The following is a 21,557-nucleotide window of genomic DNA, read 5'->3' as shown; positions in this document are numbered from 1 at the left end:
TCCCGTGACTGTTCCTCTTTCCATCCTCGACCTGGCAACCATCGGCAAGGGCCAGACGGTGGCGGAAAGCCTCGCGGGCAGCGTGGCCATGGCGCAGAAGGCCGAAGAGCTGGGCTACCGGCGGGTCTGGTATGCCGAGCACCACAACATGTCCGCGATCGCTTCCTCGGCCACGAGCGTTTTGATCGCCCACGTCGCCGCCCACACCAACACCATTCGCCTGGGGGCGGGCGGCGTCATGCTGCCCAACCATTCACCGCTGACCATCGCAGAGCAGTTCGGCACGCTGGAGACGCTGCACCCGGGGCGGATCGACCTCGGACTGGGCCGCGCACCGGGCAGCGACCAGAACACCATGCGGGCACTGCGCCGCGACCACACATCCTCTGACAGGTTCCCGCAGGACGTCCTGGAACTTCAGGGCTACCTCACCGGACCCACCCGTATCCAAGGTGTCGAAGCGACGCCGGGCAAGGGCACCAACGTGCCGCTCTACATCCTGGGTTCATCGCTGTTCGGCGCCCAGTTGGCCGCTCAGTTGGGCCTTCCATATGCGTTTGCTTCACACTTTGCGCCGGCTGCCCTGCAGGATGCAGTTGCCCTCTACCGGCGCGAGTTCACGCCCTCAGAGCAGTTGTCGGAGCCCCATGTCATCGCGGGCGTCAACGCTACTGCCGCGGATTCCAATGCCGAGGCCCAGGCCATCCACCTTGCTGTGAAGCGTGCCCGCGTTTCATTGTTCTTTGGTGGTGGCCGCGAGTTCACGGACGACGAAGCGGACATGGTGCTCGACTCCCCGCAGGGCCAGCACATCGCCCAGATGATGAAGTTCTCAGCTGTGGGAACCAAGGACGTGGTGCGCGATTACCTGGACGAGTTTGCGGCGTTCGCTGATGCCGACGAGCTGATCGTGGCGCACCAGAGCGTCGGCACCGAAGAGCGCTTGCGGTCCGTGGAACTGGTGGCCGAGGTCGCGGGCCTGGTTCCCGCATAAATCCAAGGAAAAGCTTTACGCGTTTGCAATCTACTAGGTAGTCAAGCGAAACCGTCCGGGCAGACACTGTAGGTATCCGCCCCGGAAGGATCTGCCATGCCTACGCACCTGAATCAATCAGTTGCCGATTCCGCGCTGCTGATGAAATCGCTCCCGCTTGGCCTGCTCCGGACTGTGCTCCAATCCGACGCGGAGAACGGCATCAGCCCGCAGTTATTCGCGGAGCTGAGGGTCCTTGCCCGGGTTCCTGGTTTGCTGGTGGCCTGCAACTACGGCGGCACCCTCTGCTCGGCGGAGGGCGTATCCACGGAGACCTTGCCCCTGGACAGCGCAGCCGTGGCGCTCCGCGCGCTGGCTGCGCTGCCGAACACCCACACGGCCATCATTTCCGGCCGGTCCCTCAGGGATCTGGCCGCAGTGTCCCGGCTGCCTGCGGAGGTCCACCTGGTGGGGTCGCACGGGGTGGAGTTCGACATGGGCTATGCCTACACGCTCTCCCTCGCCACGGAACAGTTGCTTCAGCAGGTGGCCACCGCGCTGACGGAAGCCGTCGGTTTCGAAAAGGGCATCAGCGTTGTCCGCAAGCCGGTGGGTGTCGCGGTGCACACCCGGCCGGCGACACCCGAAGTGGTGGACAGGGTGGTCTTCGCTTCGCAGAAGATCGCCATCGAGTTCGGGCTCTACTTCATCATTGACGGAACGGTGCTGGACCTGACCGTCGAAGAACCGGCCAAGGGCCAAGCCCTGGAACAGCTCCGTGCGAGGCTTGGCGTCAGCGCCGCTCTGTACGCAGGTGACGCCGAGAGCGATGAAAAGGCGCTCGCCACCCTGCGTGGACCGGACCTTGGCCTGCACGTCGGACCGGGGGATACGACGGCGGGACACACCATTCCGGACCCGGAAGCCTTTGCACACGTGCTGGCTCTGTTGTTCGAACTGCGCCGGGCGTGGCTCTTTGGCGAAGACGCGGTAGGCCTGGAACGGCATTCGATGATCGGCAACGGAAGTTCCACAGCGCTGCTCACCCCGGATGCAAAGGTCTGTTGGATGAGCCACCCCCTGCCGGATTCCGGCTCGCTTTTTGCCCACATCCTGGGCGGTGATCCCGCCGGCCACTTCAGCATTGAGCCCGTAAAGCCATCGCCGGTACTGGCCCAGCGTTACGTGGAAAACACCATGATCGTGGAAACCCGCTGGGCCGATGTCACGGTGACTGACTATCTGGAGCCCGCACCCGAGGGCATCACCAGCCTGGTCCGTGTCCTGTCCGGGACGGGTAACGCGCGTGTAGTGTTCGCGCCAAGGCCTGACTACGCCAATGCGCCGTTCAACATGGAGATCCGCGGCGATGAGGTCCACATCATCGGGACATCGGATCCCATCATCCTCTCGGCGCCGGGCGTTGTTTTCACCATCACCAGCGACGCCAAGTACGCCACGGCAACGGCAGAGGTCGCATTGGGTGATGGTCCCGTAGTGCTGAATATGCGCTGCGGTGACACTGAGCCGCCACCCGCAGACCCGGCCGGCGAACCTCACCGGCGTGCCGCCGTCGGGCTGGTAGCGCGCGAGTGGGTCAAGGCACTCCAGGTGCCCACCATCAAGACCTCGCTGGTGCGGCGCTCCGCGCTGGTGCTGAAGTCGCTGGTCCACGAGCCCACCGGTGCCGTCCTCGCCGCGCCCACCACGTCCCTGCCTGAAGGCATCGGCGGCACGCGTAACTGGGATTACCGGTATTGCTGGTTGCGGGACGGGTCCATGACGGTGAACTCGTTGGTGTCGTTGGGATCCACGGAAGAAGCCGACGGTTTCCTGGGGTGGCTGGGCCGGATTTTGGAGAACGCGCCGGGACCGGAATGGCTGCACCCCCTCTATTCGGTGACGGGCGCGCCGCTGTCCACGGAGGCCATTGTGGAGAGCCTTCCCGGGTATGCGGGATCGCGGCCGGTGCGGATCGGCAACGCCGCGGACCACCAGGTGCAATTGGACGTGTTCGGGCCCATCGCCGAGCTGATCCACGATCTTGCCGAGCGGCGCGGATTCCTGCCGGACCAGCACTGGTTCCTCATGGAGCAGATGGCGCATGCCGTGCTGGCCCGCTGGCACGAGCCGGACCACGGGATTTGGGAAGCCCGCCGGCCGCCGCGGCACCACGTGTACACCAAGGTCATGTGCTGGATGACGCTGGATCGGGCGCTCCGGGCTGCCGCGTTGCATGGCCGGGTTCCTCATGCGGACTGGTCACCTACCGCGGACACCATCCGCGCGGAAGTCCTGCACGAAGGGTGGGATGAGTCCGCCGCTTCCTACACTGTGGCCTATGACAGTCCGGACCTCGATGCCGCCGTCCTGCACATCGGATTGTCCGGCCTGCTGGACGCCCAAGACCAGCGTTTCCTGGATACCGTGACTGCCGTTGAACGCGAACTTCGCGTGGGGCCCACCGTTTTCCGTTACAGGTACGACGACGGCTTGCCGGGTTTGGAGGGCGGCTTCCACATCTGCACTACCTGGTTGATCGAGGCGTATCTGGCAGTGGGACGCCTGGACGATGCGCTGGAGTTGTTTAACCAATTGGTGGCGCTGTTTGGCCCCACGGGCCTGCTGCCCGAAGAGTACGATCCCGGCACCGAAACACACTTGGGCAACCATCCCCAAGCGTACTCGCACCTGGGCTTTATTCGCTGTGCGCAGCTCCTTGACCACTATCTGGCCAGCGCGGACGTGGAGTAACCCAAGTAGGTCGCAGCAGAGCGCGTTTTGAGTGCTGACAACGCGATCAATTGCTGCTCAGTTGGGTGCTGGTGCTGGTGCGGTTAGGTGAGCAGCAGCGCCACCGCGATCATGGCCGGCACGGCCACGATGGTGGTGATGAGGACGGTGTCCTTGGCTACGGTGATACCGGCCTGGTAGCGGTTGGCCGCGACAAATACATTCTGGGCCGTGGGCAATGCGGATGTCACCACCACAGCGAACAGCGCGTGCCCGTCCATCCCCAGGGCGAAGCGGGCGAACAGGTACGCGATCAACGGGTGCACAATCAGTTTGAAGCCACTGGCCAACAAGGTGTCCAGTCTCCGCCCGGCGTCCTTCTGCAGGGGTTTGGAGCCATTGAGGCTCATGCCGAACGCCATCAGCATGGCCGGAATCGCTGCTCCGCCGATCAGGTGGATGGGCTCCAGGATCAGCGTCGGCACTTGGAATCCGGTCCCGGCCACCAGCAGGCCGAGCGCCGAGCCCACGATCATGGGGTTCCTCACGATCATCAGCAGGAAGCGCAGGGGAGTGGTGCGATGCGAACTGGTACTGGCGTCCAGGGCCATCAAGTACATCGGAGTAAAGAACGCCAGTTGGAAGATCAACAACGGCGCCACGTAGCTCGCATCGCCCAGGACAAACACGGCGATGGGAATGCCCAGGTTGGCGGAGTTCGCCAGCGATGCGCTCATGGAGGACATCAGTGCTTCGGGCATGGCCCGTTTGAGCCAAAACTTTACGATCAGGAAGAACAACAAACCGGTGAGGACGGCACCCACGGCGGTGACCAGGAGCGGGGCGGCAAAGACGTCATGGAGCTTGGCCTTGCTCAAGGTCTCGAACAGCAGGGCAGGACTTGCCACGAAGAACGTCAGTGAACTCAGGACCGACCGGGCGTTTTCGCCCAGGATGTTGCGCCGTCCAACAAACATGCCCACCAGGATGATGGCCCACACTACGAAGAACCCCTGCAGTACGCCGATCACGAGGCTGCGCCGAAGGGGAATCGTTGGATCACGAACAACAGCCTAGCCAATGCCTCGCCGCGAGTAAGCGTTTTCTCGCGAGAGTTCCGTCATGCGGACACTCGAGTTTTTGTACAGCTAATGACCTTATTGGGCCTTCTTAGGGGCATTAGTTGTACAAAAACGCGCTCGACGTCGGCGCCGGTGGTGAGTGCCGGCGTCGGGCCTTATTTCGTGGCTGGCTTTTGCGTCGTTCCGTTCGCCGCCTCCAGCGCGGTTATCAGTCGCCCTACCTGAACGACGGCGGACCTGATCCGGGCGGGGTCGCTGATGGTGAGGAATTGAAGCATGAGGCCGTCGAGGGCGGCGAAGATGGCAAGCGAGGCTTCGTTGCGTGTGTCCACTCCGCGGCGGGTTAGCGCCTCCTCCACTGTGCTGACGTAGTTCGCGTAAAGGCGTTCAACCATCGCGCGGATCTGCGGGTTGCGCCTGGATTCGAGGATCATTTCGAACTGAAACAGCTGGAGTTCCGGTTCGGCGGAAACGGTGGCGATAAGAGTATCGGCGAAGTTCCCGTCGAAGTCCGCGATCCCGGACAGTCCCGTTTCCTCAATGGACCGCTGGACGGACCATTCCATGGTGGCGGCCAAAAGACCTTCCATGGAACCGAAGTGGTGCGTGACCAGTGCGTGATTGACTCCGGCGCGGGCGGCAACTGATCTGTAGGTCGCCCCGCGCAGTCCCTTCTCTGCTACGACATCCAGCACGGCAGCCAGAAGGGCATCCCGACCGTCTCCGTAGGGCAACTTGCGTGCTTCCTGGCTCATACAGCGAGTTTAGCGGCGTTGAAATCCCGGGCCGGAACCCATTGACACTCCAAACTATACAAACGTATAGTTTGGAGTGTGGCCCGCATCACCCGCCACCAAGAGCAGCTTCAGTCCAGCCCCGTGTCCCGCGGCCGCAGGACTCCCTATCCTCCGCAGTGGCGATGGCGCCAGTGCATTCCGGAAAGAACAGCCTCATGAACAAATTCAGTCAAACCTCGGCCCCAGCCGGTCCCCAAGATGCCGGTTCTCCGGCGGGTACCGTGCGGCTCAGGGCGAACAAGCTTGGCGTCGTTGCCATAGCCTTCTTCGCTATTGCCGCCGCCGCCCCTATGGCCGCCGTTGTTGGAGCCAGTCCCGTCATCTTCTCGGCGAGCGGGCCCGGCACTCCGGTGATCTATGTGATCGCGGCCTTGCTGGTAGCCCTGTTTTCGGTGGGATATCTCAGGATGAGCCAACACATCACCAACGCAGGCGGATTTGTTGCGTACATAGCCAAAGGCTTAGGCAATAAGTGGGCCACGGGAGGTGCCGGAATAGCCATCCTGACTTATCTCAGCCTTCAAATAGGCCTGTGGTCCCAGTTCGGTGTCTTCGCCCAGCAGCTCGTGGAGAGTCTTACGGGCATTGGGTTGCCGGTCTATTTTTGGATCGTCGCAGTGCTGGCGCTGACCACGTTCCTGACCATGAAGGGCGTGGACGCCAGCTTAAAGGTGTTGGGAGTGCTCATTCTCGGTGAAACGCTGGTGGTTGCAGCACTGGTTGCCTCCCTCATCGTCCAGAAGGGGCTGGGGATCTTCACGTTCGCAGGGTTCACGGGCGAGAACATTTTTGGGCCTGGCCTGGGAATCTCGTTGTTGTTCGCCTTTGCCTGCTTCACCAGCTTCGAAGCCACGGTTGTCTTCGCGGAAGAAGCCAGGAATCCACGGCGCACCATCCCTCGGGCGGCCTACTTGGTCATCGCATTTATTGGTCTCTTCTACATGGTGTCCACATGGGCCATCAGCGGCGCTGTGGGGATCGATGGGATTCAGGCCGTGGCCACGGAGAACCCCTCAGGGATGATCTTCGAACTTGCCGAAGCCAGCGCAGGAGCCTGGTTGAGCGTCGCCATGCAGGTTTTGGTGGTCACGAGTTTCATCGCAATGCTCCTGGGCCTGTCCAACATGTTTTCCCGGTACCTGTTCGCTTTGGGACGGGCCGGCGCGCTCCCAGCCAAGTTGTCATCCGTGTCCGCCACGGGGGCGCCGTCGTTTGCAGGACTGGTCAATTCGCTGGTGGTCCTGGCCATCATCGGTGCCTTTCTCATGGCCGGTGCTGACCCGATCGCGACGGTCTTTGCCTGGTTCGTGGCGTTGGGAACCGCAGGCTTCATTTCCATCCTGCTACTGACGTCCGCCGCAATCCTGGTGTACTTCGCCCGATCCGGAATGAAGGACAACCCCTGGGTCACGGTGATTGCTCCGACACTTTCCTTCCTGGCATTCGCCGTGGTGGGCTACCTGACCTTGGACAACTACGACGTCCTGCTCGGAGGCGCAGGAGGGGTGGCCCGCTGGCTCCTCCTGGCCATCCCGCTGATCTTTGCGGCCGGCCTAATACGAGGAGCGCACAAGCCCGCCATCAACTACGCCGCCGAAATCGTCTGAATCCGAACTCTCTCAACAAAAGGACCAACTCATGACCTCCGCTGAACTCCAGGACTACGTTCCCGAGGAAGAATGGCCGCCGGTCTCCACCATGCTGGACGGCTTCGGGGATCAGACCCTCCCCGCGTCTCCTGCGCTTGCCGCGACAACTCTTTTCCTTCAGGCAGCTGATGGCACCCCTATCGAGTACAACTTCCCCACCCCGTCAACGCTGACGTGGAACGAGGGCACTGCCAGCGGGACCGCTGCCTACAAAGCGATTGAGGCCCGCCCCGGAATCTTCATCATTGATTTCGTCCGTGGACACGACGGCGCCAAAGTCGCCGACGCCGAAGACGTCACCATCATCTTCGACCAAGCCACAGGTGCCGTCACTACTGCTGTCTCCCGGTTTGTAGCCTCGGACGGCAAGGTCCGGGGAACTACAGACTTCACGCATGCGAACGCCAACGGCCAGCCGACGGTTCACCAACGGTCCTCGGACCTCGTGGGCAAGCGCATCTTCTACCGCTACAGCGACGTGGAATCCTACGAGCACATCTACTTGAATCAAGGGACCTTCACGTGGCACTGCGTCCGGGGAGGGGAAGCGGGGCTCGCCGATACCGACCGTTGCATGACCTGGGCCGTCGCGGAGGACCTGTACATCTTCTTTTGGACCGAACAGGTGATGACCGTAGAAGCAGTGCTCCTGATCGACCTGCGCGAGCAGCGCTCCATCGGGCGGATGTTCGGCTGGGACAATCCCGCAGCGGAACCGGTCACCTTGCCGTTCAACTCCAGGCTCAGCGTCCTGAACACCACCAGCTACCCACAGGACACCCACAAGCACTGAGGTCCGCCTCCGCGAACCCACCATAGAGGAGCCACACCATGTCCCAGGTCTTTCACGCCCACCTTGACCACGCAGCGTTTGAACCGTTTGCGCTGGGCGCCGTCCAATGGCTTCGGCGCCCCGGCGATAACGGAAACGAGTTGTTGAGCGGCGGCATCTGGAAAGTCACACCGGACGAAGCGCCTGAACCGTTCGACCTCCCGATTGACCAGGATGAAACCATTTACATCGTTTCAGGCCATCTCCGCATCGAGGTCAAAGGCGGGAGCACCCTTGAGCTGAAAGGAGGTTCCATGGCTTCCCTGTCCAAGGGGGCAATGACCCGCTGGAGTGTCCTGGAGCCGACCGTCGAATTCTTCGTTTACAGCTGAGGAACGGGCAAGTGGAAACCTCCGACGTCATCGTTATCGGCGCAGGATTTGCCGGTCTCACAGCAGCACGGGAACTGTCCCGCAGCGGTTACACCACCATGCTGCTGGAGGCGAAGGACCGGATCGCCGGACGAACCCATCTGGCAGAACGCCTTGGCCGGAACCTGGAACTCGGTGGCACCTGGGTGCACTGGACCCAGCCATATGTTTGGGCGGAAATGGGGCGCTACGGCATCAAGGCCCTTCCCGGTCCAGAGTTCACCAAAGCTCTGTGGACGGTGGGCAGCCAGCGGCATGAAGGCACCGCTGAAAGCTTGATGGAACTGCTGGATGAGCCGAACCGGCTGCTGCTGGCTGACTCAAGGCGCTACTTCCCGATGCCGTGGTCACCCTTGGATAACCCCGACGTGGCGGACATTGACGGGCTCACGCTTTCGGAAGCCATCGAGCGCCTGGAGCTTCCCGATGATCAGCGCCGGCTCCTGAGATCCTTCTGGACGCTGAACTTCAACGGCAGGCTGGATCAAGCGGCCTACACCCAGGCGCTGCGTTGGTGCGCGGTGGCCAGTGGTGACTGGCAGCTGATGTTCGAGGCGTGCGCGAGCTTCAAGATCGACGGCGGCACCCACCGGCTTGCCCAGGCGATCCTTGCGGACTCAACGGCAGAGCTGCGGCTGAACCAGAGGGTCGCGTCCATCGACCAGGATGACCATCGGGTCCTCGTGACCACTGAAGCGGGCAAGCAGTACGCGGCCCGCCAGCTCATCCTCGCGCTGCCGCTCAGCGTGCTCAACTACCTTGAGATCCAGCCAGCGCTGTCGCCCGGTAAACGGGAGGCGGCGGTAAAGGGACAGGCAGGACGCGGCGCGAAATTGTGGGTTCAGGTGGAAGGCCAGCAGGAAAGGTTCGTCGCGTTTGGGCCCGAGTCAGCAGCACTCAACTTCGTCCAAGCCGAGTACATCGATCATGACACCACCACGCTGGTCTGCTTCGGCCCGGACGCCGGGGCCGTGGATGTCCAGGACGTCGCCGGGGCACAGCGGCACCTGAACGCACTAGTCCCGGGGCTGACAGTACTCGATGTTGCCGGACACGACTGGGTTGCCGATGAGCACGCACGGTCCACCTGGCCCATGCATTACACCGGCTACCTGACCCGGTACCTGGCAGAACTCCAGCGGCCGGAGGGAAGAATCCGCCTCGCGGGATCCGACTTCGCCAACGGCTGGGGAGGGTTCATCGACGGTGCCATCGAGAGCGGCCTCGACGCCGCCCGGCACGCAGCATCTGCACTGGGCAGTGATGCTACGTCACCCCTTCAGGCTCCTGCTGCCGTCGGCTAAGCAGCCCAAACGCGCGCTCGACGCCGGCACTCACCTGAGTGCCGGCGTCGAGCGTTGTTGTGGAACCTTAGCTGAGGTGCGCCGCGTTGCTCAGGGCGTGCGGCGGGCGCATCAGCCCGGGAGTGTGCCCCTCAGCGGGGTCGTTGCCGAGCTGCAGGATCGTGTTGTCCTTGCCCACGTGGACCACCCGGGGCTCGTAAGTCCTGGCTTCCTCCGTGGTCATTTCGGCGTAGGTGATCAGGATGACGGTGTCGCCAACATGGACCATGTGGGCCGCCGCGCCATTGATGCCGATTACGCCGGAACCGCGCTCGCCGGCAATCGTGTACGTCTCCAGCCTGGCGCCGTTGGTGACGTCCACAATGGAGACGAGTTCGCCGGGGAGGATGTCGGCCGCGTCCAGGAGGTCCAGGTCGACAGTGACCGAACCGACGTAGTGGAGGTCGGCGTGGGTCACCGTTGCGCGGTGGATCTTGGACTTGAACATTGTGCGGATCATAATGCGATCAGTTTAGCGCGGCACCCTCATCCGGCGCTGTGACGTACCAGACGTTCAGCCGGTTCGTAGCGTTCCAGGCTCGTGCCTGCCACCACCAACTGCCGCAGCCCGGCCAGCCCGCCGGCCACCACTCCGGCAGCGCGCGCTTGGACCAGGACATTGCCCTGAGCGGTCGCCTCAACGGGTCCTGCAATCACGGGCTTTCCCGTGGCGTCCGCGGTCAGTTGGCACAGGAGCCGGTTTTGCGAACCCCCGCCCACAATGTGCACCACGCTGGTGCTGCGGCCCGTAAGGCGCTCGGCGTCGGCCAGCGTTCGGGCGTACCCGGCGGCGAGGCTGTCCATGATGCACCGCACGACGGCGGCAGGCCGGTCCGGGAGCACCGCGCCGGTGTTGCGCACGGCTGCGCGGATACGGTCCGGCATGTTGTCCGGGGCAGTAAACGCAGGATCATCGGCATTGATCTGCGGACCGCCGGCCGGAAGTGCGGCCGCCGAGTCCAGCAGCGCCGGGAGTGCCTGGGTGTAGCCTTCCGCTGCCCACGAACGCTGGCATTCACTGAGGAGCCACAGACCACCCACGTTGCGGAGGTACCGGATGGAGCCGCCCACGCCGCGTTCGTTGGTGAAGTTTGCTTGGCGGCTGGATTCTGTGAGGACGGGTTTGTCCAGTTCCACGCCTACGAGGGACCAAGTTCCCGAGGAGATGTAGGCAAAGTCTTCATGCTCAGCTGGGACCGCTGCCACGGCCGAGGCGGTGTCGTGCGAACCCACGGCGACAACTGTGGTGTCCGCTGGGAGCCCCGTCTGCTCCAGGATTCCGGGCAACAGTGTGCCCACGGTTTCCCCCGGCTGGATGAGCTCAGGGAAGATGTTCCGGGGCAGCCCCAAAGCCTCCAGGAACTCGGTGGCCCACTCGCCGCCCACGGCATCGAACAGGCCGGTGGTGGAAGCGTTGGTGGCTTCCGTCCGGCGCTCACCTGTCAGCAGGAAAGCGATCAGGTCCGGAATCAGCAGGGCCTGCACACCGTCAAGGTTCGGCTCCGCTGCGAGCTGGTACAGGGTGTTGAACTGCAGGAACTGCAGGCCCGTGGTGGCGTACAGCGTTTCGGGAGAAATTGTTGAGTGCACCCGCTGCACGGTGGCCCGGCTGCGCTCGTCCCGGTAGCTGAACGGCACCGAAGTGAGGTCGCCGGCGTCGTTCACCAAGCCGTAGTCCACCGCCCACGTGTCGATGCCGATGCTCACGATGCGCTCGCCGTTCCCACGCGCCACCGCAGCGGCAGCCGCCAAGCCCTTGAGTACCTCCGCGAACAGGGCGTCGAAATCCCAGTGGAGGCCGCCGTCGAGCTCTATGACGCCGTTGGGGAAGCGGTGGATCGTCTCGAGGGACACCCCGGCTTCAGGTGAGACACGGCCCAGCATGACACGGCCGGAGGACGCTCCGATGTCGATGGCGGCGAACACTGCGTTGGGGCCGGACACCGCCCCGGCGTGTGCCGGGACGGTGCCTGCGGTGGTTCCGTTGTTCACTGTCAGTCCTAGCGGAGGAATGCTGCCGCGACGCCGGCGTCCACGGGGATGTGGAGGCCGGTGGTGTGCGAGAGTTCGTTGCTGGTCAGCACGGACGCCGCGTTGGCCACATGCTCCGGGAGGACTTCGCGCTTGAGGAGCGTGCGCTGGGCGTAGTACTTGCCCAGTTCCTGCTCGTCCACGCCGTACACGGCTGCGCGCTTGGCGCCCCATCCGCCGGCGAAGATGCCGGAGCCGCGGACCACGCCGTCGGGGTTGATGCCGTTGACGCGGACACCGTACTCGCCCAGTTCAGCGGCGAGGAGGCGGACCTGATGCGCCTGGTCCGCCTTGGTGGCGGAGTACGCGATGTTGTTCGGGCCGGCGAAGACCGAGTTCTTGGAGGAGATGTAGATGATGTCTCCGCCCAAACCCTGATCGATCATGACCTTGGCCGCGGCCTTGGAGACCAGGAACGAGCCCTTGGCCATGACGTTGTGCTGGAGGTCCCAGTCCTTTTCCGTGGTCTCCAACAACGGCTTGGAGATGGACAAGCCGGCATTGTTGACCACCAGGTCCAGGCCGCCGAACGCGAGCACGGCTTCCTGGATGGCAGCGGCGATCTGGGCTTCGTCGGTGACGTCAGCCTGGACGCCGATGGCGACGTCGGTACCGCCCAGTTCCTCGGCGACCTTTTGTGCGTTCTCAAGGTTCAGGTCGGCAATCACTACGCACGCGCCGTCGGACGCCAAACGCGTGGCGATCGCCTTGCCAATGCCCGACGCCGCACCGGTCACCAGTGCGATGCGGGTGGCGTGCGACTTCGGCTTCGGCATGCGGGCGAGCTTGGCTTCTTCCAGCGCCCAGTACTCGATGCGGAATTTCTCGGATTCCTCGATCGGGGCGTAGGTGGAGATGGCTTCGGCGCCGCGCATGACGTTGATGGCATTGAGGTAGAACTCGCCGGCCACGCGGGCGGTCTGCTTGTCCTTGCCGAAGGAGAACATGCCCACGCCCGGGACCAGCACGATGGCCGGGTCAGCGCCGCGCAATGCCGGGCTGTTCTCGTCGGCGTGGCGGTCGTAGTAGGCCTGGTAATCCTCGCGGTAGGCCGCGTGCAGTTCCTTCAAGCGGTTGACTGCCTGTTCCAGCGGGGCGTCGGCCGGCAGGTCCAGGACCAGCGGCTTGACCTTGGTGCGCAGGAAGTGGTCCGGGCAGGACGTACCCAAAGCGCCGAGGCGCGGGTGCTCTTCCGAAGCAAGGAATTCAAGGACGACGGCGTCATCGCTGAAGTGCCCCAGCTGCGGTTTGTCCGTGGAGGCCAGGCCGCGGATCACGGGAGCCAGGGCGGCTGCCTTGGCTTTACGCTCAGCCTCCGGGAGGGCGCTGTAGCCGGGGAGCGCGGCGCCGAAGGGCTCGGCCTTGCCGTTGTCCTTGATGTAGGCCTCGGCCTGGTCAATGATCCAGAGCGAGTTCCTTTCGGCTTCTTCGCTGGTGGCGCCCCACGCCGTGATGCCGTGGCCACCCAGGATGGTGCCGATGGCCTGCGGGTTGGCTTCCTTGATCGCCGCGATGTCCAAGCCGAGCTGGAAACCGGGACGGCGCCAGGGAACCCAGACCACTTTGTCGCCGAACACCTTGGAGGTCAGCGCTTCGCCGTCCACCGCGGTAGCTATGGCGATGCCCGAGTCCGGGTGCAGGTGGTCAACGTGCGCAGCATCGACGAGGCCGTGCATGGCGGTATCGATGGATGGCGCAGCGCCGCCCTTGCCGTGCAGGCAGTAGTCGAACGCGGCCACCATCTCGTCTTCACGCTCGACGCCGGGGTAAACGGACTTGAGCGCCTGCAGCCGGTCCAGCCGGAGTACTGCGAGGTTCTCCGCCTTCAGGGTGCCGAGGTCGCCGCCGGAGCCCTTGACCCAAAGAAGCTCTACGTCCTGACCCGTCACCGGATCCTTCTCAGTGCCCTTGGCGGAGGTGTTGCCGCCGGCGAAGTTGGTGTTCCGCTTATCCGCACCGAGGCGGTTGGAGCGGGAGATCAGTTCTTCAACAGTTGCGTTGGTCTCTGGCATGGTCATGCTTATGCGCCCCATCCGGCTTGCTGGCCGCCTGCGCGGTCCTCGTTGATCTTCTTCTGGTATCCGCTGGCCTTGTAGGCGGCCATCGGGTCGGCGGGCAGGCCGCGGGACTCGCGCCACTCGGCCAAGGCCGGGCGGACATCCGTGTAGAAGGCATCGTTGAAGATGCCGTTGGCGGCCAGGACATCGCCGGCACGCTGGGCTTCGGAGAGCGCTGCGGTATCTACGAGCAACGCGCGGGCCGTCATTTCCTGGACGTTGAGCACCGAGCGGATCTGGCCCGGGATCTTCTCTTCAAGGTTGTGGCACTGGTCCAGCATCAGGGCGACACCGGAATCCTTGCCGAAACCGCCGCCACGGATGACCTCGTGCATGATGCGGAACAGCTGGAACGGATCGGCGGCGCCAACAATCAGGTCATCGTCGGCGTAGAAGCGGGAGTTGAAGTCGAACGAACCCAGCTTGCCCAGCCGCAGGAGCTGCATCACGATGAACTCGATATTGGTGCCCGGGGCGTGGTGGCCGGTATCCAGGCAAACGAACGCCTTCTCACCCAGGGCGAGGGTCTGCGCGTACGAGGTACCCCAGTCCGGAACATCGGTGTGGTAGAAAGCGGGCTCGAAGAACTTGTACTCAAGAACCAGGCGCTGCTCGTCGCCGAGGCCTGCGTAGATCTCCTGGAGTGACTCCGCCAGTCGGTCCTGACGGCCACGGATATCGTCCTGGCCCGGGTAGTTGGTGCCGTCGGCCAGCCAGATCTTCAGATCCTGGGAACCGGTGGCGTGCATAATCTCAATGCATTCCAGGTGGTGATCGATGGCGCGGCGACGGACGGACTCGTTGGAGGAGGTCAGGGAGCCGAACTTGTACTCGTCATCCTGGAAAGTGTTGGAGTTGATGGTGCCCAGTCCAACGCCCAGCCCCGCAGCGTACTCACGCAGTGCTGCGTAGTCATCCACTTTGTCCCACGGAATGTGCAGGGCCACAGTGGGGGCCAGCCCGGTGAGCTCGTGGACCTTGGCGGCGTCGGCGATCTTTTCCTGGACGGTGCGTGGAGTACCCGGGGTGCCGAAGACCTTGAACCGGGTCCCGGAATTTCCGTAGGCCCAGGACGGCACTTCAATGGCCAGTTCTCCCAGACGGCCCAGGGCCGATTCTGTGGTGTTCATGCTTGTTCCTTTTGCTTGGCTGGGTCTTTGTCTATGTGTGTGGCACCGGGCGTATCTGTGACGATGCCCACGGCCGCAAGCTGGTCTTCGAGGTTGAAAACTTCTTCGACGATTTCAAAACCCTGGTCCGGCGGGACGTCGCTGTTCGCGAAGAGGGTTGCCATTTCCGCCTGCCAGCGGGCGTTGACCTTGGTGAGCGCCATGCGGGCCTGGGCTGCCTCGTAGTCTTCGCATTCCAAATAGCCGATGAGTTGGCCGTCCGGAGCGAGGAACAGCGAGTAGTTGTTCCACCCTGCTTCTTTCAGTGCGGACAGCATCTCCGGCCATACGGCGGCGTGGCGCTGCTTGTACTCGGTCATCAGTTCCGGCTGGACTGAAGAGCGGAAACAAACCCTCATGTGCGGTTCTCCAGGGTCACTCGTCTTTGAATCGTTTCATTTGTTACGATTCAAATTACCCTCGGAAACGGGAGGGTGTCAAGGCGTTTCCAGCACATTGACGTCAGCCAACGGAGATCGGAAAGCATGTCCCAGACAGCCAGCATCAAAGACGTTGCAACCCACGCCCAGGTAGCAGTGGGAACTGTTTCCAATGTGCTCAACTATCCGGATCGTGTGTCGCAACGAACCAAGGAACGTGTCCTCAAGTCCATCGCGGAACTGGGCTTTGTGCGCAATGACGCCGCCCGCCAGCTCCGCGCCGGGCAGAGCAGGACCATCGGCCTGATTGTGCTGGACGTGGGAAACCCCTTCTTCTCCTCGGTGGCCCGTGCCGCGGAAGATGCAGCTACGGCGCTTGGGAGTGTGGTGCTGGTGGGTGACAGCGGGCAGGACTCCTCCCGCGAAGCGCATTACATGGACCTTTTCCAGGAGCAGCGCGTCCAGGGCCTGCTCATCTCCCCCGTGGGTGATGTGCGGGAGCGCATCGACACCCTGCGCGAACGCGGCGTCCCCACTGTGTTGGTGGACGAACTTGCAGACACCGATCGTTGCAGCTCAGTGTCCGTGGATGACCAGGAAGGCGGGTATCTGGCCGCCAAGCACCTGTTGGAGCTGGGCCGTCGTCGTCTGGCTTTTGTTGGCACGCCCTCCATCCGCCAGGTGGCGAGCCGGCTCAAGGGCGCACAGCGTGCCGTGGCCGAGGTGCCGGGGGCCAGCGTTGAGGTGCTGGACTCCGCCGGGCAGACCGTCCTTGCAGGCCGACAGGTGGGTAACGCCCTGGTGGAACGCGCCCCGGAGCTTCGGCCTGAGGCGGTTTTCTGCTCCAACGACCTTCTGGCGCTCGGCGTCATGCAGTCGCTGACCATGTTGCGCACGGTGAAAATTCCCGAGGACATCGCGCTCATTGGTTACGACGACATCGACTTCGCCATCTCCGCAGTGGTGCCGCTGTCTTCCATCCGGCAGCCCACCGAGGCGCTGGGCCGGACGGCGATCGAGTTGCTCGCCGAGGAGCAGGACAACGGCGGGACCAAGCACCGGGCAGTGGTGTTCACTCCGGAATTGGTGGTTCGCCAAAGCACGGCCGGTTCACCCAACTGAGTCGCATTTAAGCGCATTCTGACCGCTCAAAAAGCGCCTGACTGCGACTTAGTTGGGGTAGCTACAGGGCGTACATGCTCCAGGACGCCTTGTGGGACGCGCCAGGTTCCAGTCGGATCAGGTCCGTGCCGCTGTTGAAGGCATCCGGAGGACAGGTCATGGGTTCCACGGCAAGGCCGATCCGGCCCGGGATCGGTTCCGGCTTGTCAGCCGTGTGGATCTGCAGCCACGGACAGCTTTCGTCCCACGACAGTCCGACGCCGGTGCCCGCCGGGTCCCGCACGGAAAGCCGCGCCAGCCCGCCGTCGAACGTTATTCCGGTGAAGGCGTGGTCGATTTGGGTGCTGCCGATGGCGCGCGCTGAACGGAAGTCGAAAGCGTGGCCGTCAACTGGCAGGACGCCAATGGGCAGGAGCCTGTCCGGGGTGACATCCAGGAAAGAGTCGGCTGAAAACTCGAGAAGCCACTCATCCAGCGGTGAGGAACCTGCCACCAAGTAAGGGTGCGGGCACACGCCGTAGGGAGCGGCGACGTCGGCGGCGTTGCGGGCTGTGACCGAGGTGTGAAGCCCGGCGTCGTCCAGCGTGTACCGCGCCTCAAGTTCCAGCACGAAGGGGTAGCCCGCCGTTGGCCCCACCGTGCACGTCAAGGTGAGCGAACCGGCGTCGGACTCTTTCAACGTCCAGTCGAGCGGGAAGGCGAGGCCGTGCAGCGCTGTTTCCCGCTCAGGTTCGTTGACCGGCAAGTGATGCTCGACGCCGTCGAAGCTGTACTTGCCGTCAGCAATCCTGTTGGGCCACGGCGCGGCTATGATGCCGCGGTAATCCGGGATGGGGCCGCCCTCAGGAAACGGGACCACGAGGTCCCGGCCTTCAAACTGCAGGATGCGCAGCGCGGCCGCGCGGGCGGTGACAACTGCCGTGTAACCGCCCGCGCTCAGCGTGAATTCAGTGCTCACAGGCCGCCAGCCAGCTTGTAGTATGCGGCGTTCCAATTGAGCTCTTTCTTGAACTGTTTAATGGTGGTGCTTTCGTCGATGGTGAGGAGTTCGGTCTTGGCAATTTCGGCGAAGTCCTCGAACACGTCCAGGCCCACCTGGGTGGACAATACCGTGTGGTGCGCCGCTCCGGCGGTGAGCCACGCGGCGGCCGAGGTGGAGAAGTTGGGTTTCGGCTTCCACAGCGCACGGGCCACCGGCAGGTTGGGCAGCGGCTGGTCGAGGTCGACAACGTCCACCACGTTGGCCACCAGGCGGAACCGATCACGCATGTCGGAGAGCGCAACCACGATGCCGGGACCGGCGTCGGTGTCGAACACCATGCGGACGGGGTCTTCCTTGCCGCCGATTCCCAGCGGGTGGATCTCAACGCGCGGCTTTGAGGCGGTCAGCGAAGGGCAGACCTCCAGCATGTGGGCGCCCAGGATCTTCTCGCTGCCCGGTTCCAGATGGTATGTGTAGTCCTCCATGAGCGACGCGCCTCCGGGCAGGTCGCCACCCATGACCTTGGCGGCGCGTACCAGGATGGCGGTCTTCCAGTCGCCCTCGGCGCCGAAGCCGTAACCGTCGGCCATGAGGCGCTGGACGGCCATGCCGGGGAGTTGGCGCAGTTCGCCCAGGTCTTCGAAGGACGTGGTGAACGCTGCAGAACCGTTGGCTTCCAGGAAGCTGCGGAGGCCCAGTTCGATCTTGGCGCTGTACCGCAGCGACTCGTGGCGGTCGCCGCCGGTCTTCAGCTCGTCAGCCACCTCATAAAGGCGCTCGTACTCGGCAACCAAGGCGTCGACGTCGGACTCTGCGGCAGCGTGGACAGCCTCGGCGAGCTCGTTCACGGACCAGGTGTTCACGGAGACGCCGAAGCGCAGCTCGGCTTCGGTCTTGTCGCCCTCGGTGACCGCGACGTTGCGCATGTTGTCGCCAAAACGGGTCAGCTTCAGTGTTCGGACGGCGGCCCAGCCGGCCGAAGCGCGCTGCCAGGCCCCCACTTGGCGGGCAACCTCAGGATTGGAAACATGCCCGACGACGGTCTTCCGCGGCACGCCGAGGCGTGACTGGATGTATCCGAATTCCCGGTCGCCATGGGCTGCCTGGTTCAGGTTCATGAAGTCGAAATCGATGTCAGCCCAGGGAAGGTCCCTGTTGGCCTGCGTGTGCAGGTGCAGCAACGGCTTGCGGAGCGCGTCCAGGCCTTGGATCCACATCTTGGCCGGGCTGAACGTATGCATCCAGGCGGTCACACCGATCACGGAGTCGTTTGAGTTGGCTTCCAGGGCGGTGCGTCGTATGGAATCGGAATCGGTGAGGACCGGCTTCCAGACGAGCTTGATGGGGACGTCGCTGCTGGCGTTCAGGGCGTTGGCAATCTCCTGCGACTGCGCTGCCACCTGCTTGAGGACATCCTCGCCGTAGAGGTGCTGGCTGCCGGTGAGGAACCAGACCTCGTACTGACCCAGGGACGTGGTGTTGGCGGATGTGGTGTTGGCGCTGGGCATTGTGGTGGCTCCTGGATGCTCTTGGGTTTTCGAGGTGGCTTCTGGTTGACCGCGTCAGCGGCCGTAAACGTTCTGGTATCGGTCGTAGAGGGACTCGATCTTGGCCTGGTCGATGGGCAGTGGCTCACCGAGTTGGCGGGAGATATGGACTGTCCGGGCCACTTCCTCACACATCACCGCTGCCTTAACGGCCTCGCGGGCGGTCTTGCCGATGGTGAACGGCCCATGGTTCTGCATCAGGACCGCGGGGGAGTTGGAGTTCTTGAGGGTTTCCACGATGCCTTGGCCGATGGAGTCGTCTCCGATCAACGCGAACGGCCCCACGGGAATGGATCCGCCGAATTCGTCGCCCATCATGGTCAGTACGCAGGGGATTTCTTCGCCGCGCGCAGCCCAGGCCGTGGCGTAGGTGGAGTGTGTGTGGACAACGCCGCCTACCTCTGGCATGTGCCTGTAGACGTAGGCGTGGGCAGCGGTGTCGGAGGACGGCGAGAGGTCCGGGTTGCCCCAGTCCACGGTTCCGGCACTTCCGGTGTTCATGCCCCGGACCGGGGTGCCATGGAGGTCCGTGACCACCATAAGCTCTGGCGTGAGGTCATCGTAGGAAACGCCCGATGGCTTGATGACCATGAGGTCGTGCCCGGGGATCCGGCCCGAGACATTGCCGGCCGTCCAGACCACCAGTTCGTAGCGGGTCAGTTCTGCATGCAGCTCGCAGACCTCCCTGCGAACTCGCGCAATGGATTCCAGGAGGGTGCTCATGCGGAGGCTCCTTCCAAAGTGCTGGCCTGGGCCGCTGGGCCATTGTGTGAGGAGCCCTGGATCGCGGCGCGTTGGATGGCTTTGAGGCGGTGCATGACGTTGTTGGTGCCGCGGCCGAAGTAGTCGTGCAGGGTTTTGTATTCCTGGAAGAGGACCTCGTAGGCCGCCACGTTTTCAGGGATGGGTGTGTAGACCGCGCCGGGAGCTGCTGCCATGGAGGCTGCAGCTTCGCGGATGTCTTTGTATTTCCCGGCTGCGACAGCTGCGTGGATCGCCGAGCCCAGCGCGGGACCTTGCTCGGAACCGATGGTGGAGAGCTGCAGGCCAGTGATGTCGGCGTAGACCTGCATCAGGAATGTGTTCTTCAAAAGCCCTCCGGCCACGATGAATTCCTTGACCGGAACACCCGAATCGCGGAACGCGTCCACGATGGTGCGGGTGCCAAAAGCGGTGGCTTCCAGCAACGCCCTGTAGGTGTCCTCAGGCTTGGTAGCCAAGGTCTGGCCCACCACCACGCCGGAGAGCTCGTGGTCCACCAGCACTGAGCGGTTGCCCGAATGCCAGTCCAACGCGATCAGGCCGTGCTCGCCGATCGCCTGCTTCTCCGCGAGTTCGGTCAGGTACTCGTGGATACCCAGCCCCTTGTCTGTGGCGGCCTGGTGGTACTCCGGCGGGACGCCGTTCTTGGTGAACCAACCGAAGATGTCGCCAACTCCGGACTGGCCTGCTTCGTAACCCCAGAGGCCGTCCACGATGCCGCCATCCACGACTCCGCACATGCCGGGGACTTCGCGCAACACGTCGCCGTTCATGACGTGGCACGTGGACGTTCCCATGATGGCTACGAGCTGTCCTGGTTCCACGGCGTTCGCGGCCGGGGCGCTGACGTGGGCGTCAACATTTCCCACGGCCACTGCGATCCCGGCCGGAAGCCCGGTCCAGCCAGCCGCTTCCTCGGTCAGATAACCTGCAGCGTCGCCCAAACGGCCGATGGTGTGTTCCAGCTTTTCGGACACGAACCCCTTGAACCCGGGGTTCAACGCTGCCAGGAAGTCTTCGGACGGGTACTTTCCATCCTGGTAGATGCCCTTGTAGCCGGCGGTGCAGGCGTTGCGGACGTAGCTGCCGCAGAGCTGCCAGACGATCCAGTCCGCTGCCTCAACCCAGTGGTCCATGGCGCCGTAGACCTCGGGATCCTCTTCAAGGAGCTGCAGACCCTTGGCAAACTCCCACTCCGAGGAGATCAGGCCGCCGTAGCGGGGAAGCCAGGACTCGCCGCGTTCTTCGGCGAGCTTGTTGATGCGGTCAGCCTGCGGCTGGGCTGCGTGATGGCGCCACAGTTTCACGAAAGCGTGCGGCCGGTCAGCGAAGCGGTCCAGTTCGTTCAGCGGCGTGCCGTCCGCCGTCGTCGGAACCATGGTGCAGGCGGTGAAGTCGGTGGCGATGCCCACCACCTTGGCCGGGTTGATTCCGGCGTCGGCGACGGCGGCCGGGACAGCATTGCGCAGGACGTCGCGGTAGTCGTTGGGGACCTGGAGCGCCCAGTCGGCGGGGAGTCGTTGGCTGCTGCCGGGGAGGGTTTCCGTCACGACGGCGTGCGGATATTCGAACACGCCGCTGCCAAGTTCTGCCCCGTCCGATACACGGACGACGACGGCGCGCCCGGACAAAGTGCCATAGTCCACGCCAATGACGAACTGCTCGTCCAGCGGGAGGAATTCAGAGGTATTCATGGGGTCTCCATCCGGCTGGCCAGGGCCTCATTG

18 protein-coding genes are annotated in these 21,557 nt (G+C 63.7%); 7 read left to right on the top strand and 11 right to left on the bottom strand.

The features are described from left to right. Positions 1 to 4: 4 nt before the first annotated feature. Complete coding sequence (locus tag WBN73_RS08500; protein WP_207595212.1) at positions 5 to 994, top strand: LLM class flavin-dependent oxidoreductase; 990 nt, start codon at positions 5 to 7, stop codon at positions 992 to 994. A 96-nt stretch (positions 995 to 1,090) separates the two neighbouring features. Beyond that, positions 1,091 to 3,727 (top strand): trehalase-like domain-containing protein, encoded by a 2,637-nt coding sequence (locus tag WBN73_RS08495; protein ID WP_337339818.1) that lies wholly within the window; start codon positions 1,091 to 1,093, stop codon positions 3,725 to 3,727. A gap of 83 nt (positions 3,728 to 3,810) precedes the next feature. Here WBN73_RS08495 and WBN73_RS08490 read toward each other — a convergent pair whose 3' ends face one another. Together WBN73_RS08490 and WBN73_RS08485 are read right to left on the bottom strand one after the other, a co-directional pair. Beyond that, positions 3,811 to 4,737, bottom strand: a complete 927-nt coding sequence (locus tag WBN73_RS08490) for an AEC family transporter (protein WP_280624098.1) — start codon at positions 4,735 to 4,737, stop codon at positions 3,811 to 3,813. Positions 4,738 to 4,943: 206 nt separating this feature from the next. Further along, entirely contained in the window at positions 4,944 to 5,543 is a 600-nt protein-coding gene (locus WBN73_RS08485) for a TetR/AcrR family transcriptional regulator (protein ID WP_089596462.1), read from the bottom strand. Between the two features lie 197 nt (positions 5,544 to 5,740). Between WBN73_RS08485 and WBN73_RS08480 the strand changes: the two genes are divergently transcribed. From WBN73_RS08480 to WBN73_RS08465, 4 genes are read left to right on the top strand one after another with little or no spacing between them, the layout of a single operon-like run. Beyond that, positions 5,741 to 7,192 carry an APC family permease gene (locus WBN73_RS08480; RefSeq protein WP_337339819.1) on the top strand — a complete coding sequence of 484 codons (1,452 nt, stop codon included), beginning with the start codon at positions 5,741 to 5,743 and terminating at the stop codon, positions 7,190 to 7,192. 31 nt (positions 7,193 to 7,223) lie between these two features. Further along, on the top strand, positions 7,224 to 8,027 hold the full coding sequence (locus WBN73_RS08475) for a MoaF C-terminal domain-containing protein (RefSeq protein ID WP_337339820.1): 804 nt from the start codon (positions 7,224 to 7,226) through the stop codon (positions 8,025 to 8,027). 38 nt (positions 8,028 to 8,065) lie between these two features. Beyond that, positions 8,066 to 8,398, top strand: a complete 333-nt coding sequence (locus WBN73_RS08470) for a cupin domain-containing protein (protein WP_337339821.1) — start codon at positions 8,066 to 8,068, stop codon at positions 8,396 to 8,398. A gap of 11 nt (positions 8,399 to 8,409) precedes the next feature. After that, the gene (locus WBN73_RS08465; protein WP_337339822.1) at positions 8,410 to 9,741 is read left to right on the top strand and encodes a flavin monoamine oxidase family protein; all 1,332 of its coding nucleotides are present in this window, start codon (positions 8,410 to 8,412) and stop codon (positions 9,739 to 9,741) included. Positions 9,742 to 9,808: 67 nt separating this feature from the next. Here the strand turns inward: WBN73_RS08465 and panD are convergent, their stop codons facing one another. From panD to WBN73_RS08440, 5 genes are read right to left on the bottom strand one after another with little or no spacing between them, the layout of a single operon-like run. Continuing rightward, complete coding sequence (gene panD / locus WBN73_RS08460; protein ID WP_207595209.1) at positions 9,809 to 10,240, bottom strand: aspartate 1-decarboxylase; 432 nt, start codon at positions 10,238 to 10,240, stop codon at positions 9,809 to 9,811. Positions 10,241 to 10,266: 26 nt separating this feature from the next. Then, the gene (locus tag WBN73_RS08455; RefSeq protein WP_337339823.1) at positions 10,267 to 11,772 is read right to left on the bottom strand and encodes a rhamnulokinase; all 1,506 of its coding nucleotides are present in this window, start codon (positions 11,770 to 11,772) and stop codon (positions 10,267 to 10,269) included. An 8-nt stretch (positions 11,773 to 11,780) separates the two neighbouring features. Then, on the bottom strand, positions 11,781 to 13,823 hold the full coding sequence (locus tag WBN73_RS08450) for a bifunctional aldolase/short-chain dehydrogenase (protein WP_280628048.1): 2,043 nt from the start codon (positions 13,821 to 13,823) through the stop codon (positions 11,781 to 11,783). Between the two features lie 8 nt (positions 13,824 to 13,831). Continuing rightward, entirely contained in the window at positions 13,832 to 14,998 is a 1,167-nt protein-coding gene (gene rhaI, locus WBN73_RS08445; RefSeq protein ID WP_207595206.1) for an L-rhamnose isomerase, read from the bottom strand. Continuing rightward, a complete protein-coding gene (locus WBN73_RS08440) occupies positions 14,995 to 15,396 on the bottom strand; it encodes an L-rhamnose mutarotase (protein ID WP_207595205.1) in 402 nt (133 codons plus the stop codon). Before WBN73_RS08440 ends, rhaI begins: the two co-directional genes overlap by 4 nt. A gap of 126 nt (positions 15,397 to 15,522) precedes the next feature. Between WBN73_RS08440 and WBN73_RS08435 the strand changes: the two genes are divergently transcribed. After that, positions 15,523 to 16,539, top strand: a complete 1,017-nt coding sequence (locus WBN73_RS08435) for a LacI family DNA-binding transcriptional regulator (protein WP_337339824.1) — start codon at positions 15,523 to 15,525, stop codon at positions 16,537 to 16,539. A 61-nt stretch (positions 16,540 to 16,600) separates the two neighbouring features. Here the strand turns inward: WBN73_RS08435 and WBN73_RS08430 are convergent, their stop codons facing one another. Genes WBN73_RS08430 through araB form a run of 4 tightly spaced genes read right to left on the bottom strand, consistent with a single transcriptional unit; the run spans position 16,601 to position 21,524 of the window. Further along, positions 16,601 to 17,497 carry an aldose 1-epimerase family protein gene (locus tag WBN73_RS08430; protein WP_337339825.1) on the bottom strand — a complete coding sequence of 299 codons (897 nt, stop codon included), beginning with the start codon at positions 17,495 to 17,497 and terminating at the stop codon, positions 16,601 to 16,603. Continuing rightward, the gene (gene araA / locus WBN73_RS08425; RefSeq protein ID WP_337339826.1) at positions 17,494 to 19,029 is read right to left on the bottom strand and encodes an L-arabinose isomerase; all 1,536 of its coding nucleotides are present in this window, start codon (positions 19,027 to 19,029) and stop codon (positions 17,494 to 17,496) included. The genes WBN73_RS08430 and araA overlap by 4 nt, the downstream gene beginning before the upstream one ends. Before the next feature lie 54 nt (positions 19,030 to 19,083). Continuing rightward, entirely contained in the window at positions 19,084 to 19,791 is a 708-nt protein-coding gene (locus tag WBN73_RS08420) for an L-ribulose-5-phosphate 4-epimerase (protein ID WP_207595201.1), read from the bottom strand. Further along, positions 19,788 to 21,524, bottom strand: a complete 1,737-nt coding sequence (gene araB / locus WBN73_RS08415; RefSeq protein ID WP_337339827.1) for a ribulokinase — start codon at positions 21,522 to 21,524, stop codon at positions 19,788 to 19,790. Before araB ends, WBN73_RS08420 begins: the two co-directional genes overlap by 4 nt. Positions 21,525 to 21,557 lie beyond the last annotated feature (33 nt).

Origin of the sequence: Paenarthrobacter sp. CCNWLY172 (assembly GCF_037402035.1) — a bacterium.
Lineage (GTDB): Bacteria > Actinomycetota > Actinomycetes > Actinomycetales > Micrococcaceae > Arthrobacter.
The sequence above is the reverse complement of the archived record's forward strand: the minus strand, read 5'-3'. Positions and strand labels throughout refer to the sequence as shown.